General features: G+C 75.4%; 12 protein-coding genes. 5 read left to right on the top strand and 7 right to left on the bottom strand.

From position 1 onward, the window contains the following. Positions 1 to 24 precede the first annotated feature (24 nt). Positions 25 to 1,359, top strand: a complete 1,335-nt coding sequence (locus ACZ55U_RS00970; RefSeq protein WP_465521021.1) for an SWIM zinc finger family protein — start codon at positions 25 to 27, stop codon at positions 1,357 to 1,359. 212 nt (positions 1,360 to 1,571) lie between these two features. Next, on the top strand, positions 1,572 to 3,158 hold the full coding sequence (locus ACZ55U_RS00965; protein WP_465521019.1) for a DUF5691 domain-containing protein: 1,587 nt from the start codon (positions 1,572 to 1,574) through the stop codon (positions 3,156 to 3,158). Between the two features lie 156 nt (positions 3,159 to 3,314). On the opposite strand, the gene ACZ55U_RS00960 is transcribed toward ACZ55U_RS00965, so the two are convergent. Further along, positions 3,315 to 3,719: a cobalamin B12-binding domain-containing protein gene (locus tag ACZ55U_RS00960; RefSeq protein ID WP_465521017.1), complete on the bottom strand. Its 405-nt coding sequence runs from the start codon at positions 3,717 to 3,719 to the stop codon at positions 3,315 to 3,317. A gap of 325 nt (positions 3,720 to 4,044) precedes the next feature. Here ACZ55U_RS00960 and ACZ55U_RS00955 point away from each other — a divergent pair, with 325 nt between their 5' ends. Beyond that, positions 4,045 to 4,866: a M23 family metallopeptidase gene (locus tag ACZ55U_RS00955; RefSeq protein WP_465521015.1), complete on the top strand. Its 822-nt coding sequence runs from the start codon at positions 4,045 to 4,047 to the stop codon at positions 4,864 to 4,866. Here ACZ55U_RS00955 and pcrA read toward each other — a convergent pair. The 3 genes from pcrA to ACZ55U_RS00940 form a co-directional block, all read right to left on the bottom strand. Next, complete coding sequence (gene pcrA / locus ACZ55U_RS00950; protein WP_465521013.1) at positions 4,863 to 7,493, bottom strand: DNA helicase PcrA; 2,631 nt, start codon at positions 7,491 to 7,493, stop codon at positions 4,863 to 4,865. The genes ACZ55U_RS00955 and pcrA overlap by 4 nt on opposite strands. Positions 7,494 to 7,573: 80 nt before the next feature. Then, positions 7,574 to 8,251 (bottom strand): LuxR C-terminal-related transcriptional regulator, encoded by a 678-nt coding sequence (locus ACZ55U_RS00945; RefSeq protein ID WP_465521011.1) that lies wholly within the window; start codon positions 8,249 to 8,251, stop codon positions 7,574 to 7,576. Further along, the gene (locus tag ACZ55U_RS00940) at positions 8,244 to 9,713 is read right to left on the bottom strand and encodes a PspC domain-containing protein (RefSeq protein ID WP_465521009.1); all 1,470 of its coding nucleotides are present in this window, start codon (positions 9,711 to 9,713) and stop codon (positions 8,244 to 8,246) included. The genes ACZ55U_RS00945 and ACZ55U_RS00940 overlap by 8 nt, the downstream gene beginning before the upstream one ends. A gap of 134 nt (positions 9,714 to 9,847) precedes the next feature. On the opposite strand from ACZ55U_RS00940, the gene ACZ55U_RS00935 reads away from it, so the two are divergent. Both ACZ55U_RS00935 and ACZ55U_RS00930 read left to right on the top strand, forming a co-directional pair. Then, positions 9,848 to 11,287: a PspC domain-containing protein gene (locus tag ACZ55U_RS00935; protein WP_465521007.1), complete on the top strand. Its 1,440-nt coding sequence runs from the start codon at positions 9,848 to 9,850 to the stop codon at positions 11,285 to 11,287. Further along, a complete protein-coding gene (locus ACZ55U_RS00930) occupies positions 11,284 to 11,493 on the top strand; it encodes a hypothetical protein (protein ID WP_465521005.1) in 210 nt (69 codons plus the stop codon). Before ACZ55U_RS00935 ends, ACZ55U_RS00930 begins: the two co-directional genes overlap by 4 nt. Before the next feature lie 16 nt (positions 11,494 to 11,509). On the opposite strand, the gene ACZ55U_RS00925 is transcribed toward ACZ55U_RS00930, so the two are convergent. The 3 genes from ACZ55U_RS00925 to ACZ55U_RS00915 all read right to left on the bottom strand — a co-directional run bounded on the left by ACZ55U_RS00925 (position 11,510) and on the right by ACZ55U_RS00915 (position 16,937). Beyond that, complete coding sequence (locus ACZ55U_RS00925) at positions 11,510 to 12,529, bottom strand: Rieske 2Fe-2S domain-containing protein (protein WP_465521003.1); 1,020 nt, start codon at positions 12,527 to 12,529, stop codon at positions 11,510 to 11,512. A gap of 213 nt (positions 12,530 to 12,742) precedes the next feature. Beyond that, entirely contained in the window at positions 12,743 to 14,338 is a 1,596-nt protein-coding gene (guaA, locus tag ACZ55U_RS00920) for a glutamine-hydrolyzing GMP synthase (protein WP_465521001.1), read from the bottom strand. A gap of 1,042 nt (positions 14,339 to 15,380) precedes the next feature. Further along, entirely contained in the window at positions 15,381 to 16,937 is a 1,557-nt protein-coding gene (locus tag ACZ55U_RS00915; protein ID WP_465520999.1) for a hypothetical protein, read from the bottom strand. Positions 16,938 to 17,020 lie beyond the last annotated feature (83 nt).

The raw sequence follows: 17,020 nt of genomic DNA, 5'->3' as shown, positions 1-17,020 counted from the left end.
GTGGCACCGCCTACGGTCGGTCGCATGGAGGAACGCTGGAGCACCGAACACGTCCTGTCCCTGGCACCTGACGCCGCGTCGCGCAAGGCCGCGGGCAGGCTCTCCACGTCCGCGCCGTGGTCCGGCACCGGCACCGACGGCGTCGCGGTCTGGGGCGAGTGCGAGGGCAGCGGCAGCACCACGTACCGCACCGCGGTCGAACTCGCCACGCCCGCCTACCGGTGCAGCTGCCCCAGCCGGAAGTTCCCGTGCAAGCACGCGCTCGGGCTCCTCCTGCTGTGGAGCGGCTCCGCCGAGGCCGTCCCGGTCGGCGAGCCCGCCGGCTGGGCGGCGGACTGGCTCGACGCCCGCGAGGAGCACGCCGACAAGCGCGCCGAGGAACGCGCCCAGAAGCGCGACGGGAAGCGCGCGAAGGCCCCGGCCGACCCGGAGGCCACCCGCCGCCGGGCCGAGAAGCGCGGCGCCCGGGTCGCGGCCGGCGCGGCCGAGCTGCGGCTGCGCCTCGCCGACCGGGTCCGGCACGGGCTGGCCGACCAGTCCACCGCCGGCCCCTGGGAGGAGGTCGCCGCCCGGATGGTCGACGCCCAGGCCCCCGGACTCGCCAGCCGGGTGCGGGAGTTGGACACCCTGCCGCAGGAGCGGCTGCTGGAGGAGTACGCGATGCTGCACCTGCTCGCCACCGCCACCACCCGGGTCGACGAGCTGCCGCCCGAGCTCGCCGCCACCGTCCGCGCCCGGGTCGGCTACACCCTGGACACCGCCGAGCTGCTGGCCGGGCCGACGGTGCGGGACCGCTGGCTGGTGCTCGGATCCCGCGACACCTCCGACGAGCGGCTCACCACCCGCCGGGTCTGGCTGCGCGGCGCCAAGACCGGTCGCCCGGCCCTGCTGCTCTCCTTCGGCCGCCCCGGGCACTCCCCCGACCTCGCCCTTCCCACCGGCCGGGTGCTGGAGGCCGAGTTGGCCTTCCACCCCGGCGCCCGCCCGCTGCGGGCCGCGCCCGGCACCCGGTACGGCGCCCCCGAGACCGGCCCGGCCGGGCCGCCCGCCGGGCTCACCGTCGCCGAGGCGGTGGCCGACTACGGCGGCGCCGTGGCGGACGACCCGTGGCTGGACAGCTGGCCCGTGGTGCTCACCGACGTCGTCCCGGTCCGCGCCCCGGACGGCTGGCACCTGACGGACGGTCACCACACCGTGCCGGTCCGCTCCTCGGCCGTCCCGGAGCCGGCCCTGTGGCAGCTCGCCGCGGTCTCCACCGGCCGCCCGCTGACCGTCTTCGGCGAGTACGGGCACCAGGGCTTCGCCCCCGTCACCGCCTGGGCCGGGGGCCGTCCCCCGGTCGGCCTCACCCACCCGTAGGCCCCGCCCCCCTGTAGGCCCCGCCCGGCCGATCCGCCCGCACCGCAGGAGCGCCCTCGGCACGCCGCCTGACCGCACCGGCGAAGCGGCCGGGTGCGCCCCACGCCGCGGGCCGATCCACCGAGGCCCGCCGGACGGGCCGCCGGGCGCGCGCCTCGCCGATCCCCACCGGGCCCGCCGGAACCCACCAGACACGCCCAGGAGCACCGAGAATGACGATCGCCCAGGACCCGTGGGAGACCCTGCACACCAGTGCCCTGCTCGGCACCGACCGCCGCCCGCTCCCGGCCACCGCCCTGCCGCTCGCCGACGCCGTGGACCAGGGCGATCCGGCCACCGCTCTGCTGGAGCTGGCCGCGCTGGCCACCGTCCGCCGCCGGGCCGGCGCGCTGCCCGTCCCGGCCACCGAACCGCCCGGCCCGCCCGCCGCCGAGGACACCCGCCCGAAGCTGCCCGAGCCGGCCGCCCGCCGACTGGCCGTACTGCTCTCCGGGCGCCCGGGCGGCAGCGGCGGCACCCTGGCCAACCTGGCCGAGCTGCTGCCGCAGTGGCTCGCCGCCGCCCGGGCCCGGGGCGTGCGCCCGCCCGCCGCGCTGGTCCCCGGCCTGCTCGACGCCGCCCGTGCCCGCAGCGAACTGCGCCCCGACGCCGTGGCGCTGGCCGGCCCACTGGGCCGCTGGCTGGCCGAGCGGAACCCCGACTGGCGGTTCGTGCTGCGCACCACCACCCCGGACGCACCGGATCGGCCCACCGACGACCGGCTCTGGCACGAGGGCCTGTTCGCCGAGCGGGTCACCCACCTGACCCAGCTGCGCCGCCGCGATCCGGCGGCCGGCCTGGAGCTGCTGCGCGGCACCTGGTCCACCGAGCGCGCCGAGGACCGCCTGCTCTTCCTGGACGCCCTCCAGGACGGCCTCTCCCCCGCCGACGAACCGTTCCTGGAGGCCGCCCTCGGCGACCGCAGCAAGAACGTCCGGGCCACCGCCGCCGAACTGCTCTCCACCCTGCCCGGCTCCGCGCTGGCCCACCGGATGGCCGAGCGGGCGCGAGCCGCCGTCCGCCTCGCCGACACCGGCACCCACCTGCTGGTCACCCCGCCCGCCGAGTGCGACGCCCGGATGCAGCGCGACGGGATCGCCCCCAAGTCCCCCACCGGGCGCGGCGAACGGGCCTGGTGGTTCGGCGAGGTGGTGGCCGCCGCGCCGCTGTCGGTCTGGTCGCGGAGCACCGGGCTGACGCCCGAGCGGCTGCTCGCCCTGCGGGTCGGCGACAGCATCGACGAGACCAGCAGCAGCTGGGCCGACGACCTGCGGGAGGCCTGGGCGCGGGCCGCCGTCCGCCAGCAGGACGCCGACTGGGCCCGGGCGCTGCTCGGCCCGGCCCCGGTCCCCCCGGGGCGCGGCGGACGGGCGCGCCCGCCGCGCGCGACCGGCGCTCCGGCCAAGCTGCTGGCCGTCCTGCCGCCCGGGGAGCGGGCCGCCTGGACGGCCGCCTTCATCGAGGTGCACGGGCTGGGCGAGGCCTTCCAGCTGCTCGGCGCCTGCGCCACCCCGTGGACGCCGCCGCTGTCCACCGCCGTGGTGGCCGCGCTGGCCCGGGCGGCCGGCTCCGGGGCGTACCCGTGGAGCCACAGCGGGGTGCTCGGGATGACGGAGCGCGCGCTCGCCCCGGAGTCGGCGGACGCGGTGGCGGAGCTGGCGGCCGGGGCCGCGCCGGACTCCGCCTGGTCCGAGACCTTCGCCCGGCTGGCCGGCACCCTGCGCTTCCGGGCGGCGATGCTCGCGGAGCTGGCGGGCTGACGCGCCGGCCGGCCGGGTACGGCGGAGCGGGCCGGTCCGACGTACGGACCGGCCCGCTCGGCGTGCCGTGGATCAGCCTGCTGGTGCCGTCGACCGGCCTCGGCGTGCCGTGAACCAGCCTGCCGGTGCCGTGGACCAGCCTCGGCGTGCCGTGGATCAGCCGGCCCGCAGGTGCGACTCGACCCAGGCGACCACGTCCCGGGTGGGCGTGCCCGGGGTGAAGATGTCCGCGACGCCCATCGCCTTGAGCTCGGCGATGTCCTCGTCCGGGATGATCCCCCCGCAGAAGACCTTGATGTCCGCCGCGTCGCGCTCCTTCAGCAGCTCCAGCACCCGGGCGCACAGCGTCATGTGGGCACCGGAGAGGATCGACAGCCCGATGCCGTCCGCGTCCTCCTGGATCGCGGTGTCGACGACCTGTTCGGGCGTCTGGTGCAGGCCGGTGTAGATGACCTCCATACCGGCGTCGCGCAGGGCGCGCGCGATGACCTTGGCACCACGGTCGTGACCGTCGAGCCCAGGCTTGGCGACCACCACACGGATCGGCCCCGACACACTCATCACTGCCTCCTGCTGGACCTCGTCGTCCACCATCCGACCGGACCCGGTGGGCCGCCGGCGCGGTTAACGGTCAATAACCAACCTGAGGGGAGGTTAGCGCCACCGGGCGCGGTTGACCGTGCCGCCTCCCAAGAGGAGGGCAAAGTCACAGCTCCGCCCCTTGCTACCAGCGGGTACGCTCCTCCTCTCCGCAACCTCCGCACAGACCGCCCGGCCGCCCCCTTGACATCCGGAGGTTTTTCCGGGGCGTCGGGCTTGGGGTTACAGTCACGGCTGTTTGCCCTCGCCCGACGACGTCCGAGGCCCACCGAGGAGGCAGCCCCCGATGGCTCCCGAAGCAGCCGCCCGTCCGACCCGCGCGGAGCTGCGCCTCGCCGCCCGCGAGCAGTCCCGCGCCCAGCGCCGCGGCGCCGCCAGGGCGGCCACCCGGACGGCGCTGCTGCGGGTCGCGCTGCCGTCGGTGGCCGCGCTCGGGGTGGCCGCGGCGGCCGCGATCACGGTGCAGGGGGACGCCGACCAGCAGCGCGCCCAGGCCGCCGGGCGGACGACGGGGCCGCAGGCCGCGGCGGACGACGCCCCGGACGGCGCGGCCGCGCGGGCCGCCGCCCAGGCGGTCGCGGCCGGCGGCCAGGCCCAGGCCTCGCGCGGCGACGCCCGCCGGCCGCTGACCGCCACCCAGCCCACCGAGGCCCCCGCCGAGGCCCCCGCCGCGCAACCCACCGCCGAGCAGGCGCCGGAGCCGGTCAAGCCCAAGGTGGTCATGCCGGTCGCCCAGCACGGCCTGGGCGAGCTGTTCGGCGCGGCCGGCACCCACTGGGCCAACCGGCACACCGGCATCGACTTCCCGGTGGACGGCGGCTCCGAGGTCTACGCGGTGACCGACGGCACCATCCGCACCCAGTGGAACCCGTTCTACGGCTACATGACGATCCTCAAGTCGGCCGACGGCACCGAGGCCTGGTACTGCCACCTGCGGGCCTACAAGGTCCGCAAGGGCCCGGTGAAGCAGGGCGACCTGATCGCCTTCGTCGGCAGCAGCGGCAACAGCACCGGCCCGCACCTGCACTTCGAGATCCGGCCGCCGGGGGGCGGCGGGCCGGTCGACCCGCTGCCCTGGTTCCTCGCCAACGGGCTCGACCCGCGTTAGAGCTTCTCCACCGGCGCGTAGCGCAGCAGCAGCTGCTTGCGCCCCTCCGTGCCGAAGTCGACGGTGGCCTGAGCCCGGTCGCCGGCGCCCGTCACGCCCACCACCGTGCCCAGCCCGAAGGTGTCGTGGGTGACCCGGTCGCCGACCGCGAGCGAGACGACCTCGCGCTCCACGACCTTGCCGGCGCGCCGCGCCGACTGGCCCCAGCCCGCCTTCGGCGACGCCGCCGCCGACGAGGAACGCGAACTCCCGCCCCCGGACGAGGACTTGCCCCAGGACGAGCCCGAGGAGTAGCCGCGCTGGGCCGGCGCCTGCGCCGCCCCGGTGCGCTTCCACTCCACCAGCGCCTCCGGGATCTCCTCCAGGAACCGCGAGGCCGGGTTGTAGGCCGGCTGCCCCCAGGCGCTGCGCAGCACCGAGCGGGTCAGGTAGAGCCGCTCGCGGGCCCGGGTGAGCCCGACGTACGCGAGCCGGCGCTCCTCCTCCAGCTCCTTGACCTGGTTGAGCGCCCGCATGTGCGGGAAGATCCCGTCCTCCATGCCGGTCAGGAAGACCACCGGGAACTCCAGGCCCTTGGCGGTGTGCAGGGTCATCATCGTGATGACGCCCTGCCCGTCCTCCTCGTCGTCCGGGATCTGGTCGGAGTCGGCGACCAGGGCGACCCGCTCCAGGAAGTCGGCCAGCGAGCCGACCGGCGGCGTGCCCTCCTCCCCGGCGTCCGGCCGCTCGCCCGGGTCCTGCTCGTACTCCAGGGCGACGGAGGCCAGCTCCTGGAGGTTCTCCACCCGGGTCTCGTCCTGCGGGTCGGTGGAGGCCTGGAGCTCGGCCAGGTAGCCGGTCTCCTCCAGGACGGCCTCCAGCACCGCCGCCGGGCCCGCGCCCGACTCGACGACCTGGCGCAGCCCGGCCATCAGGGTGTTGAACTTCTTGACGGCGTTGGCCGAGCGCGCGGCCATCCCGTACGCCTCGTCGACCCGCACCAGCGCCTGGGCGAAGGAGATCCGCTCCCGCGCGGCCAGCGCGTCGATCATCGCCTCGGCGCGCTCGCCGATGCCGCGCTTGGGCACGTTGAGGATCCGGCGCAGCGGCACGGTGTCCTCCGGGTTGGAGAGCACCCGCAGGTACGCCAGGACGTCCCGGACCTCCTTGCGCTCGTAGAAGCGCACCCCGCCGACCACCTTGTACGGCAGGCCGACCCGGATGAACACCTCCTCGAAGACGCGGGACTGGGCGTTGGTCCGGTAGAAGATCGCGACGTCGCCGGGCTTGGCCTCGCCCTTGTCGGTGAGCCGGTCGATCTCGTCGGCGATGAACTGGGCCTCGCCGTGCTCGTCGTCGGCGACGTAGCCGACGACCTTCTCGCCGTGCTCGCCCGCCGTCCAGAGCTTCTTCTCGCGGCGGTTGGCGTTGCGCTCGATGACGGCGTTGGCGGCGCTCAGGATGGTCTGGGTGGAGCGGTAGTTCTGCTCCAGCAGGATGGTGGTCGCGTTCGGGTAGTCCTCCTCGAACTGGAGGATGTTGCGGATCGTCGCGCCGCGGAAGGCGTAGATCGACTGGTCCGCGTCACCGACCACGCACAGCTCGGCCGGCGGCACCTCGGCGAGCCGCCCGGCCGCCGGGTTCACCAGCTCGCCGTCCACGGTGCGCTTGGGGGCGTCGGCCACCGAGCCGCCGGTCAGCTCGCGCACCAGCGTGTACTGGGCGTGGTTGGTGTCCTGGTACTCGTCGACCAGGATGTGCCGGAACCGGCGCCGGTAGTGCTCGGCGACGTCGGGGAAGGCCTGGAGCAGGTTCACCGTCGTCATGATGATGTCGTCGAAGTCCAGCGCGTTGGCCTCGCGCAGCCGCCGCTGGTACAGCGCGTACGCCTCGGCGAGCTTCTTCTCCATCGGGTTGGCGGCCTGGTCGGCGAAGGTCTCCTCGTCGATCAGCTCGTTCTTGAGGTTGCTGACCTTCGCCGTGAAGGACTTCGGCGGGAACTGCTTCGGGTCCAGGTCGAGGTCGCGGCAGACCAGCGACATCAGCCGCTGGGAGTCGGCCGAGTCGTAGATCGAGAAGCTGGAGGTGAAGCCCAGCTGCTTGGACTCGCGGCGCAGGATGCGCACGCAGGCGCTGTGGAAGGTGGAGACCCACATCGCCCGGGCGCGCGGGCCGACCAGCGCCTCGACGCGCTCGCGCATCTCCCCGGCGGCCTTGTTGGTGAAGGTGATCGCCAGGATCTCGCCCGGCTGCACCCCGCGGGCGCCCAGCAGGTAGGCGATCCGGTGGGTCAGCACCCGGGTCTTGCCCGAGCCGGCGCCGGCCACGATCAGCAGCGGGGAGCCCGCGTGCAGCACCGCCTCGCGCTGCGGGTCGTTCATCCCCTCCAGCAGCTGGGCCGGGTCCACCACCGTGCGCGCGGCGCCGTTGCGGTACCAGGCGTCCCGCTCCGCCTCGGCGGCGCCCCCCGGCTCGTCGAAGGCCGTGGTCCGGAACAGGCCGTCCGGGATCGCCTCCTCGTACGCGTCGTACGGGGCGTCGTCCTCGTACGGCGGGGGCTCCTCGTCGAGGGGCGCGGCGGGCTGCTTCGACCCGGCGGCGGGTGCCTCGAAACCGGGGAGCGGAAGGTCGTCAAAGAGGCTACTCATGGCACATCGAGTCTATGGCCACCCACCGACAAGCCCGCCCGCCCCGAGGAATCCGGGACGGGCGGGCCCGGCGGCGGCGGTCAGACCAGGCGGCGGGCGGTGGCCCAGCGGGTCAGCTCGTGGCGGTTGCTCAGCTGGAGCTTGCGGAGCACGGCGGAGACGTGGCTCTCGACCGTCTTCACCGAGATGAACAGCTGCTTGGCGATCTCCTTGTAGGCGTAGCCGCGGGCGATCAGCCGCAGCACCTCGCGCTCGCGCTGGGTGAGCCGGTCCAGGTCCTCGTCCACCGGCGGGGTGTCGGTGGCCGCGAAGGCGTCCAGCACGAAGCCGGCCAGCCGGGGCGAGAACACCGCGTCGCCGTCGGCGATCCGGAAGACCGCGTTGACCAGGTCGGTGCCGGTGATGGTCTTGGTGACGTAGCCGCGCGCGCCGCCGCGGATGACGCCGATGACGTCCTCGGCGGCGTCCGACACCGACAGCGCCAGGAACTTCACCCCTCCCTGCTCGCCCATCAGCCCGGCCGAGCGGCGCAGCACCTCGACGCCGCCGCCGCCCGGCAGGTGGACGTCGAGCAGCACCACGTCCGGCCTGGTCTCGGCGACCACGCGGACCGCCGAGTCCACGTCGTCCGCCTCGCCGACCACGTCGATGCCGGTCACCTCGGTACGGCCGATCTCGGCCCTGACCCCCGTCCGGAACATCCGGTGGTCGTCCACCAGCACGACCCGGGCCGTGCGTTCCGGAACTGCCTCAGTCATTCGTTCTCTCCATCTCCAGCTCGACCTCGGTACCGCCGCCCGCCGCCGGCCGCACCCGAGCGGTGCCGCCGTTGCGCTTCATCCGGCCGATGATCGACTCCCGTACGCCCATCCGGTCCTCGGGCACCGTGTCGGGGTCGAAACCGGGTCCGTGGTCGCGGACGAACACCGACACCGTCCTCCCCTCGACCTCGGCGTAGACCTGGACCGGTCCCCCGCCACCGTACTTGGCCGCGTTGACGGTCGCCTCCCTCGCGGCCTGCATCTGGGCCGCGATCCGCTCGTCCATCGGGCAGTCGCCGACGATCACCAGCTCGACCGGGACGCCGTGCCGGTCCTCGACCTCGGCGACGGCCGCCCGCAGGGACTCCGCCATGGTGTCCGGCGCGGCCTCGGCGGCGGCCTCCGGGCGGTACAGCCACAGCCGCAGCTCGCGCTCCTGGGAGCGGGCCAGCCGCAGCACCTCCTTGGGGTCCTCGGCCCGGCGCTGGATCAGGGTCAGGGTGTGCAGCACGGAGTCGTGGATGTGCGCGGCGATCTCGGCCCGCTCCTGGGCGCGGATGCGGGCGGTCCGCTCGGCGCCGAGGTCCTGCCAGAGCCGCAGGCCGTACGGGCCGAGCAGCACCAGCACGCCGGCCAGCACCGCGAGCGAGGCCTCGACCACCGAGCCGAGCGTGGAGCCGCTGCCCTGCATGGCGAGCAGCGCGATGGTGCCGGCCACCACGAGCAGCACGCCGGCGCCGACCCGGGTGTAGGCGCCGCGCCGCTTCTCGCCCTCCTCGATGCCGAACCAGCGCTGCCAGCGCGAGTCGTCGGCCTGCCGCCAGACCAGCGCCACGCCGACGCCGATCGCCAGCAGCGGCCAGGTGTAGGGCTTGGCGGTCTGGAGGCCGAGCACGTTCAGCAGGGCGATCAGGCCGATCACCGTCATCACCAGCGCGGAGAGCTGGCCGAGGCCGCCCTGCCCGCCCTTGCCGACCGGCGCCGCCTCCTCCTCGCCCGCCACGGGGGCGGTCACCGGCTCGCCCTGGAGGGTGTGCTGGAGCAGCCGGCGCATCCGGCCGACCCAGCCGGCCGCCTGGGCGCCGCCCTTGCTCAGCGGGCCGCCCTGCAACCCGGGCGAGGCCGGGACGAACGCGCCGTTGAGGTACACCCACTGGGCGCCGCCGCGCTGCGCGGGCTCGCCGATGCCGATCGGCACCACGAACCAGAACGCGGCGTACAGCAGCGCGCCGATCCCCTGGGCGAAGAACAGCAGCACGAAGGCGAGCCGCACCCACCGCACCGGCAGCCCGAGGTGCACCGCCAGGCCGTGCGCGACGCCGCCGAGCATCCGCCCCTGTGGGCTGCGGTAGAGCCGCCGGTAGGGCGGCCTCCCGTCGTCGGGCGCGCTCGGGTCGGCGCCGGCCGACGGCGCGGGGTCGGGGGCGGTGGATCGGGGATCGGTACCGGGGGCTGCCACGCCCCCGATGGTTCCACGCGCGCCCCCGCGGGCGCATCAGGGTGTGTCCCCATCCCGCATCAGGGACAAGTCAGGGTACGGACCGGGGTGGACCCGGTTGGGCCGGACCCGCCCCTGCCGGAAGGATGGTGCCCATGACCGATGACCCCCGCATCGAGGAGGCCGGGCCCGCCGCCCCGCCGGAACCGGACCGCCCCCCGCTGACCCGGGCCGAGCACCGCCGCGTGGTGGCCGGCGTCTGCGGCGGCCTCGGCCGGCACCTGGACATCGACCCGGTGGTCTTCCGGGTCGTCACGGTGGTGCTCTGCCTCTCGGGCGGGCTCGGGCTGTTCCTGTACGGCCTGGCCTGGCTGATCGTGCCGACCGACGGCGAGGCCAAGGGCCGCGGCGGGCGCACCGAACTCCAGCGGGTGCTCACCGGCCGGGTGGACGGCCAGTCGGTCGGCGCGGTGCTGCTGACCGTGATCGGCACCGGGGTGTTCTTCTCCTCGATGGGCGACGGCGACCAGATGTTCCCGCTGCTGCTGCTCGGCGGCCTGGTCTTCCTGGCGGTGCGCTACGACCCGGACCGCCGCCGGGGGCGCGAGCGCCGCCGGGGCGGCGGCCCGTACGACCGGCACTTCCCCGAGTCCGGGGGCACCGCGGCCACCGGCGCCGGGGCGTACCGCTGGCCGCGCCCGGAGCAGGACGAGCCGGCCCGGGCCGAGCACCCCGCCGGCCCGGCCGCCGGAGCCGGCGGCTACCTCTGGGACCCGCGCCACCCCGAGCGCAACCCGTACGGCGGCGCGCCGGCCGCCCCGACCCCGCCGTACGGCACGCCGACCCCGCCGTACGGCACCCCGGTGCCCCCCGTCGGCGGCCCGGCCCAGCCCTGGTGGCAGCGCACCGACCTGCCCGAGGGGGACCCGCTGCGCAAGGAGCGCGGCCGGCGCCACCCCGAGCCCGCCGCCGTACGGCGCCCCCGGGAGCGCTCGGCGCTCGGCTTCTTCGGCTTCCTGCTGGCGGTCGGCGCGGGCGCCGCGGTCTGGGGCGCCTCCTCCGGCGGCGACCACAACCCCGCCCTGCGGGGCACGGCGATCCTGGCCGCCGCCCTGCTGGTGGTGGGCCTGACGATGCTGGTCGGCGCGAAGTTCGGCCGGGCCCGCCGGCTGGCGGTGACCGGTCTGCTGCTCACCCTGGCGCTGGCCTTCGTCGGCCACTCGCCGAACTCGGTGAGCAACGCCGTCGGCGACCGCAACTGGACCGTCGCCTCGGCGGCCGACCTGCGCGACCGGTACAACCTGGGCGCCGGGGACGTCAGGCTGGACCTCTCCGCGATCGACCCGGCCGGGGCCACCCTCTCCACCAAGGTCGACCTCGGCGCGGGCGACATGACCGTCGCCGTGCCGGACGACGTCACGGTGAACCTGGTGACCAGGGTCGGCCTCGGCAACGTCGCCGTCCCCGGTGAGCAGGGCGACTCCACCGGGCGGCACAACTACCTGATCGGCCCTGCCAACGGGCAGCCGGCCAAGGGCACCCTCAATCTCGAACTCGGAATCGGGCTCGGCAACATCAAGGTGGTCCAGCAGTGAGGAAGCACCGGCTCGACCTGTTCTCGCTGATCGCGGGCGCGCTGTTCACCGTGATCGCCGTGCTCTACCTGATCGCGGCGGTCAACCACCAGTCGGTGAACGGACGGATCGTCGTCCCGGTCGCCTTCATCGTGCTCGGCGTCGGCGGCCTGGCCGGCGCGGTCGCGGCGGTGGCCCGGCGCGGCCGGCCCGACCGGGAGGAGTGACGGCGCTCCCCGGGCCTCAGCCCTGCTGCGGGCCCAGGGTCAGCTGGTCCCCGTCCTTGGTGACGGCGTACTTGGGCAGCGGCTTGACCGCGGGTCCGTTGACCACCGCGCCGGTCGCGGCGTCGAACCGGGAGCCGTGGCAGGGGCAGTACAGCTGGCCGTTCTTCGGCGCGTCCACGGCGCAGCCGGAGTGGGTGCAGACCGAGGAGAAGGCGCAGTACTGGCCGGCCTTGGGCTGCACGATGTAGACGGCGTCCCCGGTGGCCGGGTCCTTGACCTGCGCAGAGCCGCCGACCGGCACGCTCGCGGCGGCCACCGTGGGGGCCGCCGGCGCCGGGGCGGCGGAGACCGGGGCCGCCGACTCCCTGGGGGCGGCCGGCTCGTCCCGGCCGAAGGTCCGGGTCAGCGAGCCGGTGAGCAGCCCGGCCCCGCCGATCGCGACCGCCGCGATCCCGCCGTCCACCAGGGCCCGACGCTTGACGTGGTCCTCGCCCAGCCCGCGGGCGCGGTCCCGTCCGGCCCGGCGGGCCAGGTAGCCGTCCAGCGACAGGTACGGGGTGCCGGCCAGCACCAGCGGGGTCCAGGCCATCAGGTACGCCAGGTCGTTGCCGAGGTAGTACGGCGAGACGCTCCAGCTCACGGTCAGCCAGAGGCTGAGGTTGAGCAGCGCGCCGCCGAGCGCGGCGACCCGGCCCCAGAGGCCGGCCAGGGTGCCGAGGCCCACCGCCAGCTCCCCGAAGGCGATGACGAGCGCGAAGAGGGTGGGGTGGTCGAGGGCGGGGCCGAGCAGGAAGGCGATCGGACTGCCGCCCGCCTTGGCGGCCTGGGTCTGCGAGACGAAGGAGGCCGGGTCGCCCGCCCCGGCCAGGAAGTGCGCGTCGGAGAGCTTGTCGAGGGCGGCGTAGACGAAGGTGACACCGAGGAAGAGCCGCAGCGGCAGCAGCGCGTACTTCGACGCGAGCGCCCGTCGCTGTGCCGCCCGCGCGGCCCGACCGGCCGCTCCCCCGGCCGGCACCGGGTTGCTGGCCTCCGACATCCCTCACACCTTCCCTCGCCGCCTGCCACTCCCTGACAGGTCCGGTCCGCATTCTGCCCGTTCCCGCCCGCTTTCGGTGGGAGGTCCCGCCTGACGGGCGCCACCCACACGACGAACGGCCGCGCCGTCGCTCCCGTACTACGGGAACGACGGCGCGGCCGTCCAGGCTTCGGCCTCAGCGCTAAATCACGCCACGGCGGCCGGCGGGAGCGGTCACTCCCACTCGATGGTGCCCGGCGGCTTGCTGGTGACGTCGACGACGACGCGGTTCACGTCGCGGACCTCGTTGGTGATCCGGGTGGAGATCCTCGCCAGCACGTCGTACGGCAGGCGCGACCAGTCGGCGGTCATGGCGTCCTCGGACGAGACCGGGCGCAGCACGATCGGGTGGCCGTACGTGCGGCCGTCGCCCTGCACGCCCACGCTGCGGACGTCGGCGAGCAGCACGACCGGGCACTGCCAGATCTCGCGGTCCAGACCGGCCGCGGTCAGCTCCTCGCGGGCGATCGCGTCGGCGTCGCGGAGCAGGTCCAGGCGCTCCTTGGTGACCTCGCCGACGATCCGGATGCCCAGGCCCGGGCCCGGGAACGGCTGGCGCTGGACGATCTCGTCCGGCAGGCCGAGTTCCTGGCCGACCATCCGGACCTCGTCCTTGAACAGCTTGCGCAGCGGCTCGACCAGCTGGAACTGGAGGTCCTCGGGCAGGCCGCCGACGTTGTGGTGGGACTTGATGTTGGCGGTGCCCTCGCCGCCGCCGGACTCCACCACGTCCGGGTACAGGGTGCCCTGGACCAGGAAGTCGACCGACTCGCCGTGCTCGCCGGCCTCGGCGACGATCTCGGCCTGGGCCTGCTCGAACACGCGGATGAACTCGCGGCCGATGATCTTGCGCTTCTGCTCGGGGTCGGAGACGCCCTTCAGCGCGTTCAGGAAGCGCTCGGAGGCGTCGACGACCTTCAGCTGGACGCCGGTGGCGGCCACGAAGTCCTTCTCGACCTGCTCGGTCTCGCCCTTGCGCATCAGGCCGTGGTCGACGTAGACGCAGGTCAGCCGGTCGCCGATGGCCTTGTTGACCAGCGCGGCCGCCACCGCGGAGTCCACGCCGCCGGACAGGCCGCAGATCGCGCGCTTGTCGCCGACCTGCTCGCGGATCAGGGCGATCTGCTCCTCGACCACGCTGCCGGTGGTCCAGGTCGGCGCGATGCCGGCACCGCGGTAGAGGAAGTGCTCCAGGATCTGCTGGCCGTGGTCGGAGTGCAGCACCTCGGGGTGGTACTGGACGCCGTACAGCCGGGCCTCGTCGTTCTCGAAGGCCGCGACCGGGACCAGGTCGGTGGAGGCGGTGACGGTGAAGCCCTCCGGGGCGGCGGAGCAGGCGTCCCCGTGCGACATCCACACCGAGTGCTGCGCCGGGACGCCCTCGAACAGGGTCGAGCCGGTGCGCGAGACGGTCAGCGGGGTGCGGCCGTACTCGCGGGCGCCGTTGTTGTCGACGGTGCCGCCGAGGCTCTTGGCCATCAGCTGGAAGCCGTAGCACATGCCGAAGACCGGGACACCGGCCTCGAAGACCGCGCGGTCGATCTGCGGCGCGCCCTCTTCGTAGACCGACGACGGGCCGCCGGAGAGGATGATCGCCTTCGGGTTCTTGGCGAGCATCTCGGCGACCGGCATGCTGCTCGGCACGATCTCGCTGTAGACCCGCGCCTCACGCACCCGACGGGCGATGAGCTGGGCGTACTGGGCGCCGAAGTCGACCACCAGTACGGGGTCGTGGTCCGGCGCGGACTGGACGGGAATTGCAGAGGACACGGACGGCCTTCCGGCAGCGGTAACGAGGTGTCGCGCGTGGCCGCCTCCCTGGCGGGGGCTGCGGCGGCGGCGGACGGTGTGGGGTGTCTGAACACCGATTCTACCGGGCTGTCCGGTTTCACTCGTCTGCACGTCCAACGGACCGTGACCGCCCGGGGCGGCGGTTCGTTGCTTCTGACGAACGTACGGCCTCGCCGCGTCCGCCAGACACGCCGAACCGTCCCCGCGGGGGCACCGCCGTACGGCAGCAGGACCACGCGTGGAGCTCCACCCCAGTCCACCGGCGCACGTGGTGCCGCCGCCCGGCCCGCCGGGCGCCCGGCTCCGTGGGACCGTGCGCGGGTGCCGCGGCCGGCCAGCAGGGGACAGCGACCCCGGCCGCGACTGGGCCGAGTGGTGGGACGGCCGGGGCCCGGGGACGCCCGGGGCCGGCCGTCGCACCCCCGGTCCGATCCGGTGCGCGCCCCGGCGCACTCCCTCGTCCCACCCGCGCCGCTACGCGTGTCCCCGTGCGCCGCAACCATCCGGGCCACTACGCACCGTGATCATCGATGGCGGCCCCGACGGCAAATGCTCTGGGCCGAACTGCGCCGAACCGGTTGCAGAGCGAGCCCTTCGTCCAGCACGATGCTCGTTGTAAGCGGTACTCCCGGCGCCTCGCGGCCCACCGAGGAGTCCCGCGACGATGTCTCCGCAACCGTGCCGCAGGGAGACGGCAACGGTTTCAGTTCACGCTCCGTGAGCGTGGGACCGGCGCAGACCGACGCGCCGCCCCACCCCGCGCGGGCGTGCGCGCCCCGCGCGGCCGGCCACCCACGCCGGAGCGGCGCGGCGCACGGCGCACCCAAGCCAACCGACACGACGGCGCTCCTCCCCCGGCGCCGTCACCCCAGCACCGGCGCGGCCCTGACGCCGGTGCTGGCCGACAAAGGGCCCCGTTCCCCCGCGGGGCCCTTTGCCCTGTCCGGGCCGTTCCCGGTCGGGTCGCTCGTGCCCGGCGACGTGCCCCGGGACGTGCCCGGCGACGTGCCCCGGCGCGTGCTCAGGGGTGCTCGCGCCAGACGCTCGGGTCGACCGGGTCCTGTGCCGGGGGCGGCGGCACCGCGCCCGGCGCCGGCGCCCCGCCCGCCGGAGCGGTCGGCGCCCGGTGCGAGTCGAGCACCTCGCCCACCCCGCTCGCGGCGTCGTACGGCGCCTCCCGCCCCGGACCGCCCTGCGCGGGCACTCCCGGCGCGGGCGTCGCGTACGGCACCTGCGGCGGCACCTCCGGGTACGCCCCGGCGCTCCCGGCCCCGGCCCCCCGGGCCGCCGCGAACGGCGACTCGGCGTACGGCACGGCGGTGTGCGGCGCGCCCACGCCCCGGCCGCGGACGGCCGACAGCAGCGGCGGCACCAGCAGCGCGCCGACCAGTGCCCAGACCACGTTGGCCAGCAGCACGCTGACGAACACCAGCCCGGCCGAGGTCTCCTGGGACATGTCCACGCGGTCCGGAGTGAGCCAGCCCCTCATCGACATCGTCCTGGTCATCCGGGCACCGGCCACGGCCATCAGCGCGGTGAGGGCCACCGCGTACACGACCGCCAGCCGGAGCCGGTCGGCCGTGTCCAGCCGGCGCCGGTACGCCGACCAGCCGAGCAGGCCGGCCGCGGCGAGCGCCAGCAGGCCGCTCCAGCGCCAGTCGGCGGTCAGGTCCTGGAGGTCGAAGAACGAGACCTCCATGTCGTGGTCGCGGTCGCCCCAGCTCGCGTCCCGGCCGGACGCTCCCAGGTGCACCCGCCAGGTCGCCCCCGAGCCGAACCCGAGCAGGAGCAGGCCCAGGTTGGGCAGGAAGGCGAGCGAGAGCACCGTCTCCACGCCGTCCTCGCTGTTCGCCGCGATCAGCACGAAGGCCGCCACCGCGGCCAGGCCGACCGACAGCGCCAGCGCCCTGCCCGCGGTCAGCGCGGCCACCGCCCAGCCGCGCACCGCCCGGCTGCGCCAGGCCGCCCAGCGCAGGGCGTCGGTGCCGTAGACGGCGAAGGCCAGCGCGGCGGCCAGCAGGGCGGTCCACCCGACCGCCTCCAGCCCGCCCGAATCCGCCCCGAAGCTCATGCCGGTGCTCCGGAGCGGGTAGCCGTCGTCGTTGCCGAACCGGGGCGCCGGCTGCCAGCTCGCCCCCGCGGCCAGTCCGAGCAGCAGCGCCACCCCGGCCAGCACCACGGCGGTGCGCAGCGCCTCGCCACCGGCCTGGGCCCGGGTCAGCTGGGCGCCGGCCGCCTGGCGCCGGCGGGCCCCGGCGCGCAGGCCGAGCCAGAGCGCCAGCGACCAGAGCACGGTGACGGTCATCGGCAGCACCCGGAACGCGAGCTCCAGGTCGTCCAGGGCGTCGCGGCCGGACGCCGGGTGCCCGGACAGCTCGAACGGCGCGCCGAACGCGTTCAGCGTCATCGCCAGCGCCGCACCGAAGCGGTCACCGAAGCCGGGCGAGGCGATGAACGTGTCGTAGTCGTAGTCGCCCGGGGCGGCCGTGACCAGCGCCGCCAGCAGCAGCACGGCGGTCGGGGCGATCGCGGCCCGGAGCGCCGGGCGCCAGTCCGATCCGGTCAGCCGGCGCGGCACCGGCGCGGGCCCGGCCTGCGGGACGTACGGACTCCCCTCGCCCCAGCCGCCCGCGACGGGCGGCCCGGCGGAGGGCTGGTGGC

The sequence above is a fragment of the Kitasatospora sp. NPDC034533 genome (assembly GCF_055575155.1).
This window is presented reverse-complemented; position numbering and strand designations above follow the sequence as displayed.